Below are 23,587 nucleotides of genomic sequence, written 5' to 3'. Positions count from 1 at the left end.
ATGAATAAGCAATCTAAAAGAGTTTAGAATATGTAATAGTTTGCTCCCTTTTGTCGGGATTTACTTCAACTGTGCTAGACCTGCCATCGTACCATTGAATTTCCAGTTCTTTAACGTCTTTAGCATAACCCAAGACCTGTGTATAGCTGCTTTGGGACCAATAACCTGAGCCTGCCTGTAATTCTCTAAGTGGTCCTTTTGTATTATCAGAATAAATGACCCGAACTTTTGATCCAACAGCACTTGTATTCTCAGGAGGTCCCACTAATTTGACTCTTAGTCCACTTTTAGACTGATTGTTTTGATATAGCTTAGTTTTATCTTCGTTCTGCCCGACAACAAGATCGATCTTGCCATCCATGTTAAAATCTCCGACCGCCGCTCCCCGCTGATCCTCGTACGCTTTTATACCACTTACCTGTCCTGGAACAGGTTTAAGGTTTCCTGTACCATCCCCTTTTAGTAGAAGTCCCCGGCCGGCATCAATTCTGGGAATAGTACCTGGAAAGGTGAACAAGTTTTGAGACAGGAAAACATCTTCGTTCCCATCATTATCAAAGTCGGCTATTGCTGGATGAAATGCTGCTGATAGCTGAGCTTCCACTGGGAGCGGATGTGCTTCAAATCCATTTTCTGAGTTAATAAACAGCATGTGCTTTATTGTCGATATCTCTTTACTGGAGACAATATCAAAGTTCTTGCCGAAAATTTGATCAACAGATGACTGTGCGTATTCTTCGTGAGAATTAACATATTGCAAAACTGAGGGTATCGAATTAAGCTCATAAAGCTTTCGGCGGGGTACATACCCTCCCAACGTTTCTTCATAGTAGGCATCCACGATGTTCAGCTTCCCGTTATTGTTAAAATCCTCATAGAATAACTTCAATGGATTTGAATCCTTTAATTGATAAGCGCTGTTTTGACCAATATTCGTCGCTATGAAGTCGGGACGTCCATCATTATTAAAGTCGCCGGTGGCAACTCCATTCCACCATCCTTTATACGATTCTAATCCAACTTCGGCACTTACATCGTGAAAGACTCCGTCTCTATTTTCAAACAAAACCAAGCTATCCCATTCCCTGCTTATCAAAAGATCGGGATCGCTATCACCGTCGTAATCCGTGAACACGGCACCGGTTACCAGTCCGAATACCAGTAGTTTTTGAGAGTTCCGTTTATCCAGCTGGAAATCCCCATTATTATTAGCAAAAAGCCTTGAAGAAGCATCTTCAGGATAACGTCCGGGATTAAACCTTCCACCCACAAACAGGTCTATGGTACCGTCACCGTTATAGTCGGCCGCTGCTAACGGCCCTGTAGTCGATAGTATTCCGGGAATAGTTGATTCTCCGATCACCTCTCCATCCTGCAGTTCATAATGAAAAGTGGAAGGTACATTGGGATCGCCCTGCTCAAAATTTGAGCTTCCGACAACTAGATGAACTGTATCGGACTCCTTCCAGCTGATAATGGATGTTTGGTCTCCGGATGCTGTTTCTGTTATAGGATTGTTGCTAACCCTATTAAATTCCCCATTTCCTTCATTCTGTAATAGTGCCAGCCCATCTCCTTTTCCGGAGCCGATTAAAAGATCATCATCTGTATCTCCGTCATAATCCACCCATGCAACTCCTGGCCCAAGTTGACTTACCTTAAAGGGAAGTAATGGCTGCACATTGAAATCATTATATGGGTCTTCATGGTGGATATGACTAATATCATCCGAAACATCTGTGAATAATGGATCTTCGGATATTTTTCTCTCCAGTTCCGAAATATTATCTGAAGGAACCTCAGATTGATCAATTTCATAAATCCTGTTTGCCTTAACGCTATCTATAGTCGAGATTTTATTGTTGCCGGGCCAGGTTATGGTCAACGTATGATTTGTGCCCTCCTCAGCAGCGAAGAATACCTGATAATCTGATCCAGAGACGTAGCTCCCGCCCGCCGCTATCTCCTTAGTTTGGGCAATATCCGAAACACCTTCCAATTTAACTTTCGCACCAACAGCATGCGTATTATTCCCTGAACCTTTTAAACGAACTGCTATTCTATCTTTATTGGTGTTATTTTCATAAAGAGCCGCCTGCTCGTTAAAACGATTGGTCACAAAATCAGGATCACCGTCATTATCCAGATCTGCAATGGCAAGTCCAAGAGAAATATCCTGTTCCTTAAAGCCCCATTCCTCACTTTTATTATCAAAAGTGAGGTCCTTGTTATTCTGGTACATCTTGTTTCTCAGTGGCAAAGGGGGATAGCTCACGGCATCCGCTCCTCCCGACCGGCCCTGCATGCTATTCTTATTTAACTCGATTTGGGTATCGATATCCTGGTAATCATATCCATAGCCCGTGGCAATAATAACATCCTCGTAACCATCCAGATCTATATCTAAAAAATTAGTAGCCCACGACCATTCGGAAGCTGGCAGCTGACTGTAGTTGGATATTTCTGCAAAGGTATTGTCTCCCCTGTTAAAATAAAAGGAGTTTCTATTGTACTGGGGGCGTCCATCAATAGGATCCAGATGTTCCGCATATTGACGCAGCCTTCTTTGATGTACACTACTTAGCATTTCAGTAATCAAAAAGTCTGTATGTCCGTTTCTGTTGATATCGGAGAAATCTACGCCCATGGAGGCAAAACTCATGCTCCGTATGGTATTTCTATCTATCATTCGAAAAGTTCCGTCTCCCCTGTTAATCCAGAAACGATCGGGGGTCCAAAAATCATTGGCAACATACAGGTCAGGATAACCGTCGTTATTAATATCATGGAACTTCGCCGTCAATCCCCAATCTCGGGAAAGACCGCGTTCCTCCCCATCGGATGTAAAAAAGTATTCGCGGTCATCGGCTTTTATAAAGGTTCCGTCACCTTCATTGATATAAAGGTCATCTTTAGTTCCGTATTCATTACGATATGACTGTCCTTCCGTCTCAATAATTCCGTAGTATTCGTCGTATGGAGGTACCACGACAAGGGAATCCCCCTGTTTTTGAACGGTATTTTCAGTGGACAATTCCTCCGCAGAATAAATATCTCGGGCCGATTTTAATTTGAAATTCGAGATGTAAAGGTCCAGATCGCCATCGTTATCGATATCGGCCAGTGCCATTGTATTACTACCCTGCGATGAACTCAGACCGCTGTTCTCCTTCTTGCTAAAGGTCCCGTCACCATTATTGATAAAGAGTTCGTTCCTTTTTGTGAGGGAGGTTGTCAATAGGTCTGGATAGGTATCGCCATTGACGTCTGCAAAAACAACTCCCGTAGAATGATAGTCTTCTAAAGCAACATTGGCTTTTTCAGTAATATCCTCAAATTCCCAACCCCCTAAATTCTTGTAGAGCTTATTGGAACCTTCGAGCTGAGCAAAATAGATATCGATGAGCCCATCCCCATCAACATCTGCCAAGGCAACTCCCGATCCATTCAAAAAATTACGGTTCTCTTTTATGTTCTCTACACTTGCCTGGTTTGTAAAATCGATTCCGGTTTGTGAGGGTTCAATTTCTGTAAATCCTGTATTCCCAAAATATCCCGGAGATACTTCCGCCCATTGGTAGCCCTCTTCCTCATTCCACTGTATATCGGTAGTGCCTGTACAAGCAGAAAAGAGTACTACAGTAAATAGTACAAAGGTAAAATTTCTTTTTAGTTGGTTAACAATCATTGAGTATGGATGGAAGCGTGAACAAAAATGCGGTATGGGTTATAAAAAGATTGATATATAATATAAACCAAGAAATGGCGCTATTATTCTTGAAAAAATAAAATGAAGTGAAATAAAATAGGTGCTACGTATATGCTTAAAATATTAAATGCTTGTGCCTCCGGAGGGAACGGGGACCTGCCCAAAGGCAAATCCCTGTTCCAAGCCGGATAACACAAGCAAATAATATCTAATCGTTAACTAAGATTAATAATTGGGGTTCTGAACCAACTCATCGTTACGGTTCATCTCCTCAAATGGTATAGGCTGGAAGTACATCTTGTCTTCCCAGGCTCTGTTGCCCGGTACCTGTGTACCAACTTCGTATGTATAGTTTGAATAGGTACTACGGTCAGCCTGCTCTTCTCCATCAGCGGTAATGATGATATTTTTAGCTGTTTCATTCATTTCCTCAGGAGCGATCATCCAGCGACGCACATCAAAATAGCGCTGTTCTTCAAAGGCCATTTCAATACGCTTTTCATTGCGGTATTCTTCCATTAACTCATCTCCGGTTACTGTAGCATCATAAGTCGGCATACCTGCACGTGTACGGATTTTGTTGAGCTCCCGACGCGCATCTGCGTAGTCGCCCAATTCAATAGAAGCTTCCACATAGTTAAGCAGTACTTCCGTATATCGGAAAAAGATCCAGGATCCTTCCTGTTTACCGCTTGTTCCATGCTGCATGTCATCCCGGATAAACTTTTTCAGGTAATATCCGGTGTAACTACCGTTCCAATCCTCAATAGGACCATCCCGGGTATCTACGCCCGGTACCACACTTCCGTCTGGAAGCTCAAGCTGCTTAAAGGTTTGGACAATATTGTCACCGTCATATTGTACGGCATCTGCAGGTCTTTGAACCCAATCAGAACCATCATGAAGAATAGAGGCCTCTAAACGAGGATCCCTGTTTTCATAAGGATTAGCCGCATGTTCCGGATTACTCCAGTCAAATTCAGAGCCATCGGCCATCTCGTAGTCGTCTACGATATTCTGAAGAGGTGTATTTCCAGCCCAGTTGTGATAGCCATTGGGCCCATTATCCAGCCCCGGATTGTGACCATCATCGCGTGTTTCTATAAAATAACGCTCCATAATGGTTTCAGGGTTACTGGGTGCTTCGGTAAGAAACAGTTCATGATAATTTTGGCTTGCTTCCTCAGCACTGGCTGGATTCGGACGAAAGAGGTTATAAGCTCCCAAGTCCATCACTGCCTGAGCAGCATCTTTGGCATCCTGCCACATCTGCTGCTGATCAGCTCCACTATAACCGGTTACAGCCATGCCGCTTGGATTCTGGTGAAAGAGATCACTGGCAGCATACAGCAGTACACGCGATTTAAGTGCTAAAGCAGCACCACCACTGGCGCGTCCTAAATCATCTCCACTTTGAGTAACGGGAAGACGTTCAGCAGCTAATTCAGCCTCCTGAACAATAAAGTCTACCGTCTCCGCAAAACTATTACGCGCGGGGGTCAAATCCTCATCATCCAGGGATGCTGGTTCAGTAAGGATAGGAACGCCACCGTAAATGCGTAGCAGATTATGATAGAAATAGGCACGCAGGAAGTGAGCCTGTCCAACATAGGAGTCAATAATTGCCTGGTCTTCAATCGCTGAGTCCTCTATTTCGCTCAGCAGGGTATTTACCTGCTGGATGCGAAAGTAGAGATCCGGCCAATCCCAGTGGTTATAGTCTCCACGACTTGCAAAGCTTCCGCGGTTACTTGGAGTAATATTTGATTCCACGATATCCGGAATACCGTATCCGTGGGTAAAATGTGTTTCATCTGCAGCCGAAGATAACATCACTTCGTACAGACCGTGGCCCATACCAAGATAGATATCATTGACATAGGCCTCAATAAGTGCCGGATCATCCCAAACCGCTTCCTCAGAAATCTGATCTAACGGCTCTTGATCCAACGCTTCCTGGACATCACAGGCCGTTATGACCAGTAACATCACACAAAGTAAGGTTGATATATAAGTTAAGTTTTTCATAGTTATCTAATATTTAAGTACTTAAAATGTTAAAGAGATTCCAGCATTGAATACCCTTTTCTGTGGATAGTAGGAACCTGCACCGTTCTGTGTCTCCGGATCCATAAGACCGAAAGAGTCCCAGGTAAGCAGGTTAAATCCATTGAGGTATATGCGCATATTCTGCATGCCAATCTTGCTGGTCAGCTCTGTAGGCATGTTGTAACCTACCTCCAACGTTTTAAGTCGAATATAGTCTGTATTTCTGAAGAAATAGGTATTCCCATTGGATATCCAGTACTCCTCTGTACGCTGGAATGCACGAGGGCCTTCCGCATGATCCTGGTCGGGATGCTGTACCATGTGGTCATCCTCTGAGGGTCTCCATCGTTTTTCGGCAAACTGGTTAAAGTAGTTACCAAAGTCGCCTGATTCGGTCTGAATGTACTGCGATGCACCGGCAGCACCCTGGAAGAAAGCAGTGAAATCAAACTGCTTATAGGAAGCGGAGAATGTTATACCTCCAGTCCATTCAGGGATGCTATTGCGGTCGGACCGTACACGGTCGTCAGCATTAATCTCACCGTTACCATCGATGTCTTTAAAGATGACATCTCCAGGTCGGGCGCCGGGCCAGCTTGGACGGCTATCCACTTCTTCTTGGTTTTGGAAGATACCGTCAGCAACATAGAATAAACCGGTATTCATCTTACTTCCGGTAGATTGCTGATATTCGGGCGCTCCGGGAGCTTCATCCCAGAATTCTATTTCGTTGGTGGCCCATCCAGCGTTCAACGAGATGTCATAAATGAAATCTTCATTGACCTGGTCGCTCCAATTAATAGAACCATCAACTCCGTAACTTGACACTCTACCTATATTTTCTTCCGGAAGACTAAGTCCTGAAGTTTGAGGAACCGAAGCATTTCTCTGCGTGAGAATATCTTCTCTCAAATAGTCGAAGTAATCGACCTCGAAAGAGAGACGGTTATCCAAGATAGAAGCTTCAAGTCCGACATCGAACTGGTTAGCAACCTCCCAGGTAATATTTGGGTTCGGGGTCCGTGTTTGGTATAAGCTGGGTACTTCTGTACCACCACCAAAGATGTAACCACCTCCGAATCCATAACTGGCAAGATACTGATAAGGAGCTACGCGGTCATTACCGGTCTGTCCCCATGAAGCTCTAATTTTAAGGTTATCAAAGAAGCCTACATTATTTCTAAAGAATTCTTCTTCAGTCAGCCTCCATCCAACAGAAACCGCGGGAAAGAATCCATAACGGTCGCCTTCAGGGAAAATGTAGGAGCCGTCATAACGCCCTACCAATTCAATTAAGTACTTGCTCTGGTAATCGTAGTTAACACGACTAAAGAGACTTTGCCAAATTTCTTTACTGGCACTCCCATCATTGGCGCGCTGTTCTTCTCCACCGGCAAACAGCTGGTCAATAGCTGGTGAAATATAATTGCGGCGGAAGGCATACATATATGCATTTTTGGCCTGTCGGCGTTCAGCACCTCCAAGAACACTAATAGAGTGATTTTCAAAGTCACGCTGGTATTCGACTACCGCGTTGACAAGAACGTTATAGTTATCTTCACTCCACTGACTTAACTGGGGCTCCTGACCGGATGGTCGTGAGGCGCCGGTTAAGTATTGTGCGGGATCTCCTCCATTAGCTCGGTAGCCTGCTTCATCAAAGCCATAAAGCGTCCATGGAGTCAGCCATTGCTTACGTTCACGCAATTCCTTGTCAAAAGAGAAGGTCCCGCGAACACCCAAGCCTTCAACCCCGGGAATTTCAATATCTGCTACGAGATTGGTATTAACATAATACCGATCATCCTGATCGTATCCAGTAGCATCAGTCCCCGTAACAACAGGATTTTGACCATTTTCAATATCAGGACCTGGTAATCCGTTGGGCCAATAGGCAGGAAGCTGTGGCTTTCCACGCATCAGCATACGGAAGGTTGCTCCGGCTGGTTGAGTCGGGAAATTACGGTCTTCAAATCGACCACTCACATCAAACTGCAGATTAATATTCTCATTTACCTGTCCGTCAATATTGCTTCGGAACTGGTACTGATTATACTGAGTAGCACTATTTTGATAGTAACCGTCCTCAGTAAGTGCACCTAATGAAAGACGGTACTGCATGTTTTCGCTACCACCAGCCATAGATACATCTGCTTGTGTTTGAAGAGATACAGGCTTTAATGCCTCGGCAAACCAGTCAGTATCGTGATATAACCAAGGATCCTGCTCTTCAATATTTTCGTGACGCTGGATTTCTTCCTGAGAATATCGACGTTCATTTCCTCTGTACCGATCTATCTCATTCAACATGGTAAGATAGGTTGGGGCATCCGCCATATTAGGAATACGTGTTGGCTGGTTAAAACCTTGGTTGAAATCAATAGTCAACTCGGGAGCACCCTCGCTTCCACGCTTCGTTTGAACCAGAATTACCCCGTTAGCAGCCTGGGATCCATAAATAGCTGCTGAAGCATCTTTCAATACCGTCAGATCCTCAATATCCCGAGGATTCAGCCGGTCAAGTGATCCGGCATCGCTGGGAACACCGTCAATGACGATGAGCGGGCTGTTATCACCCAGTGTATGCTGGCCTCGGATACGAATGGTAGAACCATCATAACCGGGCTCACCACTATTGGTTATTGTCACCACACCAGGCAATTTACCACCTATAGAGTTAGAGGTATTGGTAACGGGTGTTTTTTGAAGTTCATCTCCTCCAACAGCACTAACCGAGCCGGTTAAGGTTTCACGTTTTTGTGTACCATAACCCACAACAACCAGTTCATCACCGGAATAGGTTTCCTGAACCATTTGGACATCGAGCGTTTCACGTCCGTTAAGTGGAATTTCCTGGCGCTGGAAACCGATAAAAGAAAATACGAGTGTTTCTTCCAGGGAAGGAACATCGAGTTCATAACTCCCCTGAGGTCCGGTAGTCGTACCCTGGGTCGTCCCCTGAATACTAATGTTAACACCGGGTAAGGGGTCTCCATTATTGTCGGTTACTGTTCCTGTTACCGTTGCTTCCGGCTGCTCGTTATTATCTTCAACTACCTCTACCGATGTAATGCCAAAAGCACGATCATCAATTTGCTGTAGTTCAAGAGCATGTTCTTTTAACGTTTGCCGTATAACGCTGATAACGTTATCAGATAACTCAATATCTGAAGATATCATCTTTGAATTTGTTACATGATCTTCATAGAGAAAAGATACGTTGTATCTATTTTCTATAATATTCAATGCGTCGTCTAAGGAAGTACCGGCTTGTAAGGCCTTTCGGTCGTCAGTAGTATTATTCTCCGTAAGGAGTACCTGACTTATTCCCTGGACTTCCTGAGCCTGTAAGGATGGTACAACAGCACTGCAAATAAAGAGCACTGCTATAATGTATTTAAGAGTTTTCATATGTTAGGTTCTTCGATTAGAAGGTTATTAGTCAACAGTTGGTAACTGATATATGTTTAGCATTTAGGATTGTTTAGGGTTATTGTTTAAATAAATAGTGCGTCCTGATTTTATGACTTCTATCTTCATTACTTCTGCGAGAGATTCCATCACATTGTCAAGACTTTTTAAGTTTATAGATCCGGAAAGTTTCCGGTTCAAAAGTTTTTCAGAGGCCTTTATTTCTACCCCATATGTTTTACTGATTCTGGATGCCACCATTGAAAAGGGTGTACTTTCGAGTATCAATTCTTTATTTCTCCAGGAGGTATAGATTAAAGGATTAACTCTTCTGATATTGGTTTCATTATCAAAACGGCTAAAAGAGATAAGTTGATTCGGTTTCAGTTCAACCATTTCCTGATTATTATCGCCACTATCATTCTGGGCTTGCGCAATATTTACGGAACCTTTTTCCAAAACTACCTGTGTATTATCCTTACCGGTTTCTACCACAAAGCGGGTTCCGGTAACATTTACATTGCCATCCGGTGTAGAAACCACAAATTCTGAACCCTTACTAAAATCATCAGTTGAAATAGAAAAATAGGCTTCGCCCGTTAATTGAACTTTTACTTTTGAATTTTGCTGCCACTTCTCGGGATATTTCAGTGAAGAATTCGCATTCAGGGTTATCTGTGAACCATCGGTAAGTGACAGTGTTTTTTGTTCTCCATATTCAGTACTGATCTTCTTAGTAGCTATTTCTTTTACCTCGGTATGGTCAACGATATTTAAATTAAATTGGTACACAATGAAAGTTGTGATAGCGATAACAAGAAATAAAACAGCGGTCCGGTACCCCCAGACTATTGGTCGTACCTGCCGATGCAATCGATTACCATTCCGTGATAATTTATGGACTAAATTGTTCCAGGAATTTTCAGCACTAACGTTATTATCGGTTTCATCGGGTTGCAACCCCAAAATTTCTGCCTGAGCTTCCTTTGCGTGTCGCCTGTTAATTTCTTTCCGGCGACACCACTGATCCCATTTTTTTGCCTCTTCTTCTGAAGCAGTTCCTATAGCCCATCTTCTGAATGATGGTTCTGAAAGTAAATCCTCAACTGAGGAAATCGTTTTTTTCATTTTATAAAAGCAATAATAAATAAATGTAACTGATCCTTAGCTAATAAAGAAGAAATTTTTTCTATTTGTACTCAAATTTTTTTCAAAAAACTTTCACCCTTTACGCCTATTAAAAGGCATTTTAACCCAAATAATGAATTCAAAGTAAAAATAAAACTTAATGAAATTTACGAGCTGTGCGAACTTTTCTATTAATTACTAAAACAGGCAAAATAGATATCCCTTTATATTTATGTAAGAAAATGAAATATCATGAAAATTGTTCAGGGATTTTTTCTCTGTCCATATGTTGGAAATGAATTTTTAAAGCTTTAATTCCACTGCAAATATAATTTCGAGCCGTCTGGTAATTGATGGACATGATTTGCTGGATCTCATCGTATCCCATTCCATTAAAATATTTCAAATAAATAGCTTGCCGTTGCCTGTTCGATAAATTGTTCATCGCGGTTTGCAAAGAGGAATTCCATTCTCCCCTTCTTTCCTCTACGGTCATCATTTCTTCCGTTTCAAAACCTATCTCAGGAGTATAGCTCTGGATGGTATTGGTCAGGAATTCAGGCTCATTACTATTTGCGGATCTGAAAAGTTCACGCCTAAAAGATATCCATAGATATGATCTAACTGAGATCACTTCTCCTAAAGATTCCCTGCTTTCCCAAATTCGATAAAAAAGATTATGGATACAGTCTTCGACTAAAAAGCGATCAGAAGTTATTTGCATTCCATAATCAAACAAGTGATTATGATGACGCAGGAAAAGGCTCCTTAAAGCCTGCAGATCCCCTTCCTGGAGTTGTTCCCAAACCCTTTGGCAGGACCAATCTTCATATTTATCGTCTGATCTGTAACCTTTCATCAAATACTAATCCTATATTTTACTTATGCCCTTTCAGTTTTTAAACCCCTATGAAAAACTATAGAAATATTTTTCAACACTTTCAACAACTTAGGCACATTAAATAAGCCAATTTAATGTGCCTAAAGTGCCAAAGACTATCTAAAATAGAATTACTTAGAGGTGATTTTAAAATTACTTGTCCAGTTCACGTACCCAAACATTCCTAAAGCTAACCGGATTACTATGGTCCTGTAGCGTTATAGGAGCTTCTCCATGGGCTTCATAGCTGGGGTGACCTATATATTCGGTAGGACCTTCCAATTCTACGTCATGCTGAACGAGTACCCCATTCCAAAATACCGTAACTCTGGCTGGTGACTCCAGGCTACCGTCATCAGAGAACTCAGGTGCGATAAATACAATATCATAACTCTGCCATTCACCGGGTTTGCGGGCCACATTTGCTTCTGGAATATGCTGTTTGTAAATACTTCCGGCCATTCCATTTACATAGGTCTCATTTTCATAGGCATCCAGTACCTGTACCTCATATCTGTTTTGAAAAAATACGCCGCTGTTACCCCGGCCCTGCCCTTCTCCTTCTATTTTTTCAGGAGAACGCCATTCGATATGAAGCTGAACTGAGCCAAAATCCTTTTTCGTCTGTATGCTACCAGTTCCCGCGACCACTGTCATATGATCGTCTTCAATTTTCCATTCCGGCTTACCGCCTCCATCTGTATGTTCCCACTGGTCAAAATTGGCTCCATCGAACAGAACAACTGCATCAGACGGCGGAGGCAATTTTGTAAAGGAACCGGGATCAACTTTAGGGGGGACAGGTTCCCATACTTCGGTATCCTCCGGTTGCATCTCCTGTTCCTGTGCACAAGAAACAGAAACGGAAATAAATATGGTGAAAATTATAAAAGCGGTAACGGTGAAGATTGTTCTGTTAAGCATAATTTCAATAAAGATTTAAATTTCATCTGTAAAAGAACTGGTTCTATATATAAAATGCAATGATAATATTATAATTATCTTTCGAATTTCGCCTCATTTTTTTCATAAAAAAGAAAATGTATCCTTTGAGGTGAACCTTTACCTTTCGTTGTAATGGACCGGCGATACTTCTTGCAGCAGGGCCGCGCTTGCTTCCGGCGTCATATCGCGCTGGGGGGTGCCCAGCATTTCATAGCCCACCCGGAACTTTTTGATGGTCGCCGACCTGAGCAGCGGCGGATAGTAGTGCTGGTGGAAATGCCACTGCGGATACCCATTCCCGTCGGTGGGCGCCGGATGGAATCCCGCCGAATAGGGAAAAGAAACCTCAAAAAGATTATCGTACCGGACGGTAAGCTGTTTGGTAATATCAGCCAGGGCCTCTTTTTCTTCCCTGCTCATATCGGTAAACCGGGCAAACGGACGGCGGCTTATCAGCAGGGTTTCGAACGGCCAGAACGCCCAATACGGTACGACGACCACGAAGTGATCATTTTCTACGATCACCCGGGTGCCCCGCTCGAGCTCCAGATCCAGGTAATCCCCGAGCAGGGTCTGGCCATGCTCTTCATAGTACTGTGTTTGCTGCTTTAATTCTTTGGCCGGCTGGTCGGGGATGGTCTGCTGGGCCCATATTTGTCCGTGCGGATGCGGATTGCTGCAGCCCATGATCTCCCCTTTATTCTCAAAGATCTGCACGTAGTTTATGTACTCCCGGCTGCCCAGCTGAGTGTATTCCTCCACCCAAAGATCGACAACCTCTCTGATCTGCGGGAGGGCCATCTCGGGAAGGGTCAGGTCGTGGCGGGGCGAGAAACAAATGACCCGACAGATCCCCTTCTCTCCCTGGGCTATCAGCAGATCGCTGGTATTGAGCGATTCCGAAGGAGTCTCTGGTTTCAGGGCGCTAAAATCATTGGTGAATACAAAGGTAGAGTCATAGTCCGGATTCCGGGCATCGCCGGCCCGGTCGTTGCCGGGACACAGGTAACACTCCCGATCATACTTGGGTTTCTGCTCGCCCGGCGTCTCCTCCTGTTTGCCCTGCCAGGGCCGCTTGGCCCGGTGGGGCGAGACCTGGATCCACTCCCCTGTTAACGGGTTATATCGACGATGTGGGTCATTTGATAGATCTAAAGACATAACGGGATTTTTCTTAGTTCCTTAATTCCTAATATCAACTTGGGTTTCGGCCATCACATGGGTGCCCCGGGAAACGTTCGTCTGATATATATCAATCTCCGGCCCCATTTTCTCGGCATATTCTTTTTTAATACGCTTGGTAAAAGCCGCTACTTGCGCCCGGTCAACAAGATTAATGGTACAGCCCCCAAACCCTCCGCCCATCATTCGGGCCCCATATACACCGTCCGTATCGCGAGCGATATCCACCAGCGTATCCAGCTCGTTGCAGCTGACTTCATACGCAAATCGAAGGCCGGCGTGGGACTGATACATCCGCTGGCCAAAAGCCTCCAGGTCATGTTGGGCTAAATCTTTCCCGGCCTGGATTACTCTTTTGTTCTCTTCCACCACGTACTTGCAGCGCTTAAAGACGGTGGGATCCAGCTCTTGTTGGTGCCTGAGCAGGAAGGCCAGCTCGACATCACGAAGACTTGTTATTGAGGCGTCAAACTTTTGCAGTACCCCCACTCCCTCCTCGCACTGCTCGCGACGCACATTATATTCCGAGGACGCCAGTTCCCGCCGCACGCCGGTATCGCACAGCACAATTCGCACCTGCTCCTGGGAAAACGGCACGTATTCGAACTCCAGGGACCGGCAATCAAGCTTGATCGCATATCCTTCCCGGCCGTTCAGGCTCGCAAACTGATCCATAATCCCACACTGCACGCCCACGAACTCGTTTTCGGCTTTTTGGGCCATTTTTGCCATCTCCAACGGGCCAATATCCAAATCAAATAGTTCCCTTAACCCATACAGTACACCGCCTTCGAGGGCAGCCGAGGAGGACATGCCAGCCCCAATAGGCACATTTCCGCCAAACACACAATCGAAACCGCTCACCTCATAATCATGTTTCCGAAGCTGGTCTACAACGCCCAGCAGGTAATTGGGCCATGCTTTCTCTGATTTTCGAATCTCTCCCGCAATATCCGCTTCATATGCTTCTTGCTTGTCTAACGAAAAAAGACGACACTCATCCGTACTATTTAGCGATAAGGCCAAAATAATACTCTTGTCGATGGCGGCGGGCAAAACAAAGCCCCCGTTATAATCAGTATGCTCGCCGATGAGATTCACCCGTCCGGGCGATTTAATCAGGGTATAATCCTCCCCAAAGCGGTTGGTAAATTCCGTGGTTATCTTTTGGATAATGTCTTGCATGTATTTCTAACTAATGACTTGTAAGGTCGTGATTACCAGAAAATGGCATATAGCATCGCCACCAATATGAGAATAACGTAGGCCCCTATATTGAACGCAGGGCTGGTTTTAAACATATCGGCGGTGGTATGGATCGCTTTCGGATCTTCGTCATGGGGATTAGTGGTTAAGCTTACCCCTGCAATAATGGCAATGGTACTAATAAGGGTATAAAACATCTGGTCCAGGAAGGGTAGCTGGACCGCCGGGGTTTTTAAGAATACGGCAATAACAATGGATGCTAATACACCATAAATCGCTCCTTTAGCGGTCGTTTTCTTCCAGAACAGGCCCATCAAAAATACCGCCAGTATGCCCGGGCTCACCATGCCGGTGTATTCCTGGATGTACTGGAATACCTGCGGGACGTTGTCCAATTGCGGGGCCATAAACGCGGCCGTAATCAGCGCCACAGCGGCAGAAATGCGCCCCATGTTCACCGTTTGCCGGTCCGTTGCGCTCTGGTTGACATACGGGATATAGATGTCCATTGTAAATATGGTGGCGACCGAATTCAGCATGGACGCCATGGACGAAACAATAGCCGCGGCCAGTGCGGCGACAACCAATCCCAGGAACCCCGGGGTTAAAAAGATCTTCATCAGCCATGGGTAGGCATTATCGTATTGAATACTTCCATCCTGCTGGGTGAAGGCATCCACGACGCCGGGGATCTGTGTAGTCCCTTCGGGCTGGTTGAACAGTACGTACACAATGATACCCGGAATGACGACAATCAGCGGGATAATTAATTTTAAAAACCCGGCAAAGATAATCCCCTTCTGCGATTCTTTGAGCGATTTTGCGGCCAGCGTTCGCTGGATGATATACTGGTTGAACCCCCAGTAATACAGGTTGGCCACCCACATGCCACCGATCAGGACGGCAATACCGGGCAGGTTATCGAATTCGGGATTGGATCGGTCCAGAATCATCGTAAATTTATCGCCTGCCACATCATAGATATGGGACAGCCCGTTCACAACCCCGCCTTCAGGCGTCACGTTGTACAGGCCGGCAATGGTGACGACAAACCCGCCCAGCACCAACAGCCCCACCTGCAGCACATCGGTCCAAGCCACCGCGGCCAGCCCTCCATACAGCGAATACGCCGCAGCAATGGCAGACAAGCCGATAAGAGCATAGATCATCAAGCTCCCATCGCCGGTGCCCATAATGGTATCCAGAGCCAGTGCGCCCAGGTAAAGCACCGTCGTGAGGTTGACAAAGACAAACAGCGCAATCCAGAACACCGCCAAAATGGTTTTAAGGGTGGTATTGAACCGCTGCTCGACAAATTCCGGGATGGTAAAAATTTTCTTTTCGATAAAGATTGGCAGGAAATATTTCCCGACCACAATCAAGGTGACTGCCGCCATCCACTCATAGGAAGCGATGGCCAGTCCCACGGCAAAGCCGGAGCCTGACATCCCGATAATTTGTTCGGCCGATATATTGGCCGCAATCAGGGAGGCGCCAATAGCCCACCACGGAAGGGATTTGCCGGCCAGAAAGTAATCGGTGGCGTTTTTTTGATGGCCTTTTTTATCCCGCGAAACCCATAGGCCAAGCCCAACAATGAGTAAGGCATAGCCGCAGAATACAATCGTGTCAATCGTGGAAAATTCCATGTAGCGTTAACTAATAGTTTGAATGAAAGGAGCTCTTGTAATTATTTTGATAATCGTACCCAATTTGAAAAAGTATCATCTGCAATGCAAAAAAATTGAATAAAAACTTTATTGTTATCGCTAACATTTTCGGGCAAGATAAAATACTTTTTATAACTTTCAAGTATTTTACTTTTCAATAAAGATATCAGCAGTCATAAAGCCTTTTGCTCCTCCTATTGATCGCATCTACTTCCTAATTGGCTTTACAATGAAGTCGTAGCTGTATCGGCTATCCAGGAGACGATATTTATCCAGTGGCATGTTTCCCCAGCTGTTATCTCCGCCTACTCCGCGCTGCTTATGATCAATATGGAGCTCTACGAGGTCTCGTGTTGGCACTTGATAATAATAATCTAATTCTCCCTCTAAATCTTCTGTACGATAGTGATGAGCGTTGATATTCAAAGGTTCTGATAAACTTTTTACTATCAACCCTCGCTGCTCATCATTTTCTAATCGCATCCAGCGCACACCGGTTTTGTTTCCATTTTCCTGAGGCGTCATATAGGGAACAAACTGTTCTAAGACCGTACCAGAGTAATGCCCTACAAATGCACTCGTATTACGATCCGGATAATTTTCATGGGGTCCCCTACCCAGCCATTCCATATTTTTAAACTCTCCGGGCAGTTCCATACTCATCCCCATTCTCGGCAATTCCGGCAAGGAATCAGCCGCCGCCTCAAAAGAAGCCTGCACTTGTATGGAACCATCTCCATAGACAATATAATCTGCATCAAAAATAGAGCCTGTATTTTTTAAAACAGAATGGGTAGAGATCATAATCCTGCCATCCGGGCCGGTTTCAGTATTGATATCCATTAAATTTCTATGCTGTTCAACATTCTTCCATACCGATGCTCGTTCCGGCAACCCATCACCCGCATCGTTGCTAGTAGGTGCTCTCCAGAAGTTGGGCTTCAACCCATCCTGTATGAGGTGCTGTCCCTGGTATATATAAGCTTTAAGAAATCCTTTACGACGGTCAAAAATGATTGTAAACTCGTCATTCTCAATGCGGATCTCTTCGTCCGACTCAAATACTGAAAGCTCTTTATTCTTTTTATTACTGAATTTAGGTACTTCGTGTTCAAAAGGTAATAGGAATTGTTCGCGGGCAAGAGTATATCCTTTGTCTATCAGTTCTGTTTCCTTTTTTGTCTTTGCATAAATATTCAAGAAGTATTCCTTAGTATTATCTACTTCTATATTTTTTATCGGAATATTTACTTCTTTCTTATCACCAGCTTCTATGGAAGTATTCAAGTCGATAATGCCTTCTGTTATTTTATCTCCATTTTTAAGAATCTCCCATTCAAAAATAAAATCATCGGAATTCGTAAACTGATACCGATTATCAATAGTTATAACTCCATTTTTAAGATCCGTTGGTAAAAACTTAATATACTGATAAACTTTTTTTACCTCTTCGAGCGCTGGTGTGGGAGATCCATCTGTAAATAGAATCCCATTTAAAGCGAATGGACCATCTGAGGGTGTATCCTCAGGACCAAAAGCGCCTCCATAGGCCCAATACTCCGATCCATTCGGTAACTTGCTAAGAATACCCTGATCTTTCCAGTCCCAAATAAAACCTCCCTGTAGCTGTTTATGATTTTCGATAAGATTCCAATAATCAACCAGATTACCGGTACTATTTCCCATTGAATGTGAATATTCGCAAAGAATCATGGGGCGAGGATCACCGGACTCCACAAACTCTTTCATCTGATGAATTCGATGATACATGGGAGCTACAATATCTGTATAATCGTCGGTCCATGCCTGTTCATACTGTACGGGACGACTGCCATCGATTTCGTGCACCATGTCGTATGCTTTGGCAAAAGTTTCTCCCGCTCCTGCTTCATTTCCCAAAGACCAAATAATTACAGAAGCGTGGTTGCGATCTCGTTCAACCATTCTGCTTATTCGCTGCAGATGAGCTTTTTCCCATTTTGGATCTTCTGCCAGCTCATTACTCATGCGGTATCCATATTCCGGATAATCATAGACTCCCATTCCATGGGATTCAATATTGGCCTCATCAACAACATAAAGTCCATATTTGTCTGTCAACTCATACCAGTACGGATCATGCGGATAATGGGCCGTACGAACAGCATTAAGATTCGCTCTTTTCATTTTTTTGATATCCTCAAGCATGTCCTCACGGCTCATCGTATGTCCCTTAACCATGTCGTGTTCATGGCGGTTAGCGCCTTTCAAAAGTACCGGTTCCCCGTTAACTTGCAACTGTCCATCCCTGATTTCGACTGTCCGAAATCCAACTTGGTGGGATATGATTTCTGGTTCTGATGAGCCCCCTGAAATATTAAGCAACAACGTATATAAATTGGGTTTTTCTGCTGACCACCGCTGCACATTATTAATGCTCTCACTAAAAGATACGGTAGCTGAAGCCTCTCCCTCCAAGGAAACTGATTTATTTGATGAGGCTACTATATTTCCTTCAGAGTCGTGGAGTTGATAACCAATCTCGCTATTTTGATTACTGTCGGACTCATTTTGCACCATAATATCAAGAGCTAAAAGTCCGTCTTTAAAATCCGAATCTAACTCTGCGCTTACGTGATAATCACTGATATTAAGTTTAGGCTTAGCATATAAATATACATCGCGTTGCAGTCCACTCATACGCCACATATCCTGATCCTCAAGATAACTCCCATCCGACCAGCGATATACCTCTACAGAGAGGGTGTTTTCTCCTTTCTGTAGATAAGAAGTCAAGTCAAATTCTGCAGGCAGTTTACTGTCTTGAGAATATCCAACCTTTTCGCCATTCACCCAGACATACATGGCCGATGAGACCCCACCGAAATGCAGAATAACTTTCCTCTCATTCCAGGACTCGGGTACCGAAAAAGTAGTCTTATATGAACCTACTGGGTTATGGTCCGAAGGTATGTTCGGCGGATCTTTCTTAAACGGATAGTTTGTATTTGTATAAAGCAAGGTGCCAAAGCCCTGCATCTGCCAGCTTCCAGGGACAGTAATTTTACTCCAACCAGAGGCATCAAAATCATTCTTGTAGAAAGAAGCAGGACGTTTGTCGGGATTTCTACTCCATTTGAAGTTCCACTCTCCATTTAACGACTGATAATAGGCCGATTTTCGGGAATTCCCTTCTTTAGCAGCTTCTTCATTTTGAAAGGGAATAACATCTACATGTGCTGTTATCTTATTCTCACCAATCATTTCAGGATTTTCCCAGTTATTCTCTGATGTTTGCGCAATTAGATTTCCAACAAAGCTGAAAAATAGCATACAGGTACCTATAGATATTGATTGGATATTCATAATTATCTGTAAAAGATCTTTGTCAGTGATGATTACTAAATATAATTCGCAGGGAGATTTAAAATTTAATTCTCATTCGGCTAAGAAATCCCTGCTCATACTCAATGGAGTATAAAAGAAAGAATTTATACTAAATACTCTGTCCCGAAAGCCTCGAAAAGTATTTATAAAATTTCCTAAAACATCGAGCCTTTTAAACATACATATTTTATGTATAAAAAAAATAATTTCACTACAATAACGATGTTCCTGAAGTCAATACAACGTTAATCCCATTTAAAGGACATTATCATTTGTATCAACTACCATTCCTGATGTATCCATATTCTGACCGTTTTACCCGCAATAAAGATAAACAGATGAGTATCAGCGGACTTCATATTCTAAGCCAAAGTATTTGACTATTAAAAAAAATATTTTATATAAAGACAGTAATAAATTCAAAGGTGTGAAAAAATCCAATATTCTCCTATTAAATGAGCACAATCGAAAAAATTGATCTCTACAAGGTTCCGCCGCGATGGTTATTTCTAAAAATCACTACTTCCGATGGGGTAGTCGGCTGGGGCGAACCAGTTATTGAGGGAAAAGCAGATACGGTTGCAGCCGCAGTGAAAGAATTCAAAGAGGTATTAATAGGTCGAAATCCCGGTCATATAGAAGATATTTATCAAACACTTTATAGAGGAAGTTTTTATCGGGGTGGCCCCATCCTGATGAGTGCGATTTCGGGTATTGAACAAGCACTCTGGGATATTAAGGGGAAGACACTCGGGGTTCCGGTCTATGAATTGTTAGGTGGCCCAGTAAGAGATAAAATGAAAGTATATTCTTGGGTTGGCGGTGATAAGCCTTCAGAATTGATTGAAGCTATACGGCAGCGTCAGGAAGCCGGTTTTAGGCATGTAAAGATGAACGCTGTGGGCAACGTAGAATGGCTTGAAACTCCGAAACAGATATCAAATATCGTTCAAAAAATAGCGGATATCCGAGAGCATTTGGGATGGGATGTCAGCATTGGACTGGATTTCCATGGAAGAGTTCGCAAGGCGATGGCTAAAAATCTCGTTAAAGAACTGGAGCAGGTAAAACCTATGTTTATTGAAGAACCGGTTTTGTCTGAACATCTGGAGGCCCTGAAAGTAATCTCCCGGTGTACCACAGCTCCCATTGCTACCGGCGAACGGCTATTCGGACGATCAGGATTTCGCTCACTTTTGGAAAACGGATATGCTGATATTATACAACCGGATCTAAGTCACGCCGGAGGTATCTGGGAAACCCGGAAAATTGCCGCCATTGCAGAAGCTTATGATGTGGCAATTGCTCCCCACTGTCCCCTCGGACCTATAAGCTTTGCCTCTGCCCTTCAACTTGATTTTTGCAGCCCCAATGCCTTGATACAGGAAACAAGCCTGGGCATTCACTATCATGATGACAGCATGGATCTGTTGGATTACCTTGCCAATCCCGAAGTATTCGAGGTTGAGAACGGCTATATAAAAAGAAATAACCTGCCTGGACTGGGAATTGAGATCGATGAAGAGAAGGTAAAGGAAGCTGCCCAAGAAGGTCATGATTGGCACAATCCGGTTTGGCGGCACGAAGATGGATCCATAAGCGAATGGTAACCTCTTCCCTGAATTTAACTACCCCACATACCGACTCATATTTCCTTGGATGCGACTGGGGCACTTCCTCCTTTCGGCTGAAACTTTTGGAATGGGATTCCGGAAAGACTCTTGTTGAAATTTCCAATGCTGCAGGTATTAAGGAACTGTACAAACAATGGTCTGAATACCGGGGAACTTTAAGCAGAATCGATTTTTACCGATCGTTTTTAAATGACCAAATATCAGAGTTGTCAAAGCAGACAGAAAAGGATCTGGCCTCATTGCCATTGGTTTTATCCGGGATGGGTTCCTCAAGTATCGGGATGAAAGAACTCTCTTACACCCAACTCCCTATATCCCTAAGCAAACCAAAGCTGAACGTGGAATTCATAAAGAAAACCCGCCAATTCTCATATGATATCTATCTAATATCCGGAGTTTGCTCATCGAAGGATGTAATGCGAGGAGAAGAGACACAGCTCTTGGGTATTGCCTCAAAATTGAATATTGAAACCGGATGTTTCCTCCTGACAGGGACACATAGCAAGCATGTTTTTGTCAAAGAAAACTTCATCACTGCATTTAAAACCTATATGACCGGAGAGCTTTTTGATTTAATATCTTCAAAAAGTATACTATCGAACTCTGTCGAGAAAGGTGAGGTACTGAACCCAGAACAAAGTTTTAAAAAAGGAATCAAACTAGCACAGGAGGAAAATTTGCTGCATTCGTTGTTTACGATCCGGGCAAATGATCTTCTCAACAGCTCAGAACCAACTGATAATTACGACTTTCTGAGCGGCCTGCTCATCGGGACAGAACTAAATGAACTGTGTATTAGTCAGACTGAAAATATTGTTCTATGGGGCGACAGCCAACTAACGCTCTATTATAAAACAGCACTGGATGTGTTGGGACTAGATTATATAATACCGGAGTTAAATCCACAGGAAGATATCACTTCGGCCGGTCAGCGTATTATTCTAAATCAAATGATAAACGACTAAACGAATCACTATGATAGGGGAACCGCTTTATTTACTACTTATTACTCTCATTGCTATTGTAATTCTGCTTGTTTTAGTAATGAGGCTTAAAATTCATGCTTTTATCTCTCTTCTCATTGTCAGCGCATTTGTAGGCTTGGGGGCCGGTATGGACTTCCAGGGAGTTCTGGACAGTATACAGGAAGGGATGGGCGGTATTTTAGGCTTTATTGCTATCATTGTAGGTCTTGGTTCCATTATTGGGAAACTGCTTGAAGTATCCGGTGGAGCCGAAGCATTAGCCCGAAATATTGTACAAATTTTTGGTACAGAACGCACCTCATGGGGACTTACCCTTACTGGCTTTATCATTTCCATTCCGGTGTTTCTGGATGTTGGATTCATTATACTTGTACCCATTGTCTATGCCCTGGCCCGAAAATCTAAAAAATCTACTTTATTTTATGCTATTCCCCTTTTGGCGGGGCTTGCCGTAACTCATGCCTTTATTCCTCCTACACCTGGTCCTACAGCAGTGGCAGAAATCATCGGCGTTTCTCTTGGCTGGGTCATCATTTTTGGTTTTGCGGCTGGTATCCCTGCAGCCATTTTAGCGGGCCCAATATTTGGGAAGTATATTGGCAATAAAATAGATGTAGCTCCTCCTGACTTCAGTGAAACAGCTAAGACCAAAGAACCTGATTTAGAAAACAGATGGGATTTCTATATTATCCTCATTGTTATTCTCCTTCCCCTCTTTTTAATCGTAAATGCAACAATATTTGATACCCTTCAGTCCTCTGGAGTTATAGCCGGAGAGTACTTTTTATTGAATCTCATCCAGTTTTTAGGTCATCCCTTTATTGCCTTGATTATTGCAACGCTTGTGGCGGCATACTTTCTGGGATATAAAAAAGGATTTACTGGCAAGGAGGTGCTCAAGTTTTCGGATAAAGCACTTGCCCCGGCCGGCTTGATTATTCTAGTAACCGGTGCCGGAGGCGTATTCAAGGAAATTCTTATTGACAGTGGTGTTGGGGAAGCACTGGCTCAAACTATTTTAGCCTACCAGGTAGCACCTATTGTCCTAGCCTATATTTTAGCCGTAGTAATTCGTATTACCCAGGGATCCGCTACTGTAGCAATGGTCACTTCTGCCGGGATGGTCGCTCCTATAATCAGTGAGTTTGATATGTCATCACCAGAAAAGGCGTTAATCGTAATTGCTATAGCAGCAGGTTCAACCATTATGTCGCACGTAAATGACAGCGGCTTTTGGTTAGTTAATAAATACCTGGGATTAACGGAAAAACAAACCCTTCGATCATGGACGGTAATGGAGACTATTATCTCGGTTGTCGGTTTTGCAATGGCCCTGCTACTCTATTATATCGTGGTATAATAGTTTACAGTTAGCGATTTTTTAAAAAAATATGACAGTAAATATACTGAATAGAGGGTTT

13 protein-coding genes are annotated in these 23,587 nt (G+C 43.6%); 3 read left to right on the top strand and 10 right to left on the bottom strand.

Annotated features, from left to right (window positions below):
- Positions 1-13: 13 nt before the first annotated feature.
- The 10 genes from ABEB05_RS03120 to lacZ form a co-directional block, all read right to left on the bottom strand.
- Positions 14-3,688 carry a CRTAC1 family protein gene (locus tag ABEB05_RS03120; protein WP_265787431.1) on the bottom strand — a complete coding sequence of 1,225 codons (3,675 nt, stop codon included), beginning with the start codon at positions 3,686-3,688 and terminating at the stop codon, positions 14-16.
- A 246-nt stretch (positions 3,689-3,934) separates the two neighbouring features.
- Entirely contained in the window at positions 3,935-5,737 is a 1,803-nt protein-coding gene (locus ABEB05_RS03115; RefSeq protein WP_265787429.1) for a RagB/SusD family nutrient uptake outer membrane protein, read from the bottom strand.
- Positions 5,738-5,758: 21 nt separating this feature from the next.
- Positions 5,759-9,169 (bottom strand): SusC/RagA family TonB-linked outer membrane protein, encoded by a 3,411-nt coding sequence (locus ABEB05_RS03110; protein ID WP_265787428.1) that lies wholly within the window; start codon positions 9,167-9,169, stop codon positions 5,759-5,761.
- A gap of 63 nt (positions 9,170-9,232) precedes the next feature.
- Complete coding sequence (locus tag ABEB05_RS03105) at positions 9,233-10,297, bottom strand: FecR family protein (protein WP_265787427.1); 1,065 nt, start codon at positions 10,295-10,297, stop codon at positions 9,233-9,235.
- Between the two features lie 250 nt (positions 10,298-10,547).
- The gene (locus ABEB05_RS03100; RefSeq protein WP_265787426.1) at positions 10,548-11,156 is read right to left on the bottom strand and encodes an RNA polymerase sigma factor; all 609 of its coding nucleotides are present in this window, start codon (positions 11,154-11,156) and stop codon (positions 10,548-10,550) included.
- Positions 11,157-11,330: 174 nt separating this feature from the next.
- Positions 11,331-12,101, bottom strand: a complete 771-nt coding sequence (locus ABEB05_RS03095; RefSeq protein WP_265787425.1) for a 3-keto-disaccharide hydrolase — start codon at positions 12,099-12,101, stop codon at positions 11,331-11,333.
- Positions 12,102-12,239: 138 nt separating this feature from the next.
- A complete protein-coding gene (locus tag ABEB05_RS03090; RefSeq protein WP_265787424.1) occupies positions 12,240-13,283 on the bottom strand; it encodes a UDP-glucose--hexose-1-phosphate uridylyltransferase in 1,044 nt (347 codons plus the stop codon).
- A 21-nt stretch (positions 13,284-13,304) separates the two neighbouring features.
- Positions 13,305-14,489, bottom strand: a complete 1,185-nt coding sequence (locus ABEB05_RS03085) for a galactokinase (protein ID WP_265787423.1) — start codon at positions 14,487-14,489, stop codon at positions 13,305-13,307.
- A 32-nt stretch (positions 14,490-14,521) separates the two neighbouring features.
- Positions 14,522-16,159 carry a sodium/sugar symporter gene (locus ABEB05_RS03080; protein WP_265787422.1) on the bottom strand — a complete coding sequence of 546 codons (1,638 nt, stop codon included), beginning with the start codon at positions 16,157-16,159 and terminating at the stop codon, positions 14,522-14,524.
- Between the two features lie 228 nt (positions 16,160-16,387).
- Entirely contained in the window at positions 16,388-19,525 is a 3,138-nt protein-coding gene (gene lacZ, locus ABEB05_RS03075) for a beta-galactosidase, LacZ type (protein WP_265787421.1), read from the bottom strand.
- Positions 19,526-20,001: 476 nt separating this feature from the next.
- Here lacZ and dgoD point away from each other — a divergent pair, with 476 nt between their 5' ends.
- Genes dgoD through ABEB05_RS03060 form a run of 3 tightly spaced genes read left to right on the top strand, consistent with a single transcriptional unit; the run spans position 20,002 to position 23,526 of the window.
- Positions 20,002-21,156: a galactonate dehydratase gene (dgoD, locus tag ABEB05_RS03070; protein WP_265787420.1), complete on the top strand. Its 1,155-nt coding sequence runs from the start codon at positions 20,002-20,004 to the stop codon at positions 21,154-21,156.
- Positions 21,105-22,145: a 2-dehydro-3-deoxygalactonokinase gene (locus ABEB05_RS03065; RefSeq protein WP_265787419.1), complete on the top strand. Its 1,041-nt coding sequence runs from the start codon at positions 21,105-21,107 to the stop codon at positions 22,143-22,145. The genes dgoD and ABEB05_RS03065 overlap by 52 nt, the downstream gene beginning before the upstream one ends.
- A 10-nt stretch (positions 22,146-22,155) precedes the next feature.
- A complete protein-coding gene (locus ABEB05_RS03060) occupies positions 22,156-23,526 on the top strand; it encodes a GntT/GntP/DsdX family permease (protein WP_265787418.1) in 1,371 nt (456 codons plus the stop codon).
- The last annotated feature ends 61 nt before the right edge of the window (positions 23,527-23,587 follow it).

This window comes from Fodinibius salicampi (assembly GCF_039545095.1).
Classification (GTDB): Bacteria; Bacteroidota; Rhodothermia; order Balneolales; family Balneolaceae; genus Fodinibius; species Fodinibius salicampi.
This window is presented reverse-complemented; position numbering and strand designations above follow the sequence as displayed.

Excerpts from the sequence above, each read along its gene's own strand:
- ABEB05_RS03120 (WP_265787431.1), bottom strand. The coding sequence starts at position 3,688 with ATGATTGTTAACCAACTAAAAAGAAATTTTACCTTTGTACTATTTACT.
- ABEB05_RS03115 (WP_265787429.1), bottom strand. The coding sequence starts at position 5,737 with ATGAAAAACTTAACTTATATATCAACCTTACTTTGTGTGATGTTACTG.
- ABEB05_RS03110 (WP_265787428.1), bottom strand. The coding sequence starts at position 9,169 with ATGAAAACTCTTAAATACATTATAGCAGTGCTCTTTATTTGCAGTGCT.
- ABEB05_RS03105 (WP_265787427.1), bottom strand. The coding sequence starts at position 10,297 with ATGAAAAAAACGATTTCCTCAGTTGAGGATTTACTTTCAGAACCATCA.
- ABEB05_RS03100 (WP_265787426.1), bottom strand. The coding sequence starts at position 11,156 with ATGAAAGGTTACAGATCAGACGATAAATATGAAGATTGGTCCTGCCAA.
- ABEB05_RS03095 (WP_265787425.1), bottom strand. The coding sequence starts at position 12,101 with ATGCTTAACAGAACAATCTTCACCGTTACCGCTTTTATAATTTTCACC.
- ABEB05_RS03090 (WP_265787424.1), bottom strand. The coding sequence starts at position 13,283 with ATGTCTTTAGATCTATCAAATGACCCACATCGTCGATATAACCCGTTA.
- ABEB05_RS03085 (WP_265787423.1), bottom strand. The coding sequence starts at position 14,489 with ATGCAAGACATTATCCAAAAGATAACCACGGAATTTACCAACCGCTTT.
- ABEB05_RS03080 (WP_265787422.1), bottom strand. The coding sequence starts at position 16,159 with ATGGAATTTTCCACGATTGACACGATTGTATTCTGCGGCTATGCCTTA.
- lacZ (WP_265787421.1), bottom strand. The coding sequence starts at position 19,525 with ATGAATATCCAATCAATATCTATAGGTACCTGTATGCTATTTTTCAGC.
- dgoD (WP_265787420.1), top strand. The coding sequence starts at position 20,002 with ATGAGCACAATCGAAAAAATTGATCTCTACAAGGTTCCGCCGCGATGG.
- ABEB05_RS03060 (WP_265787418.1), top strand. The coding sequence starts at position 22,156 with ATGATAGGGGAACCGCTTTATTTACTACTTATTACTCTCATTGCTATT.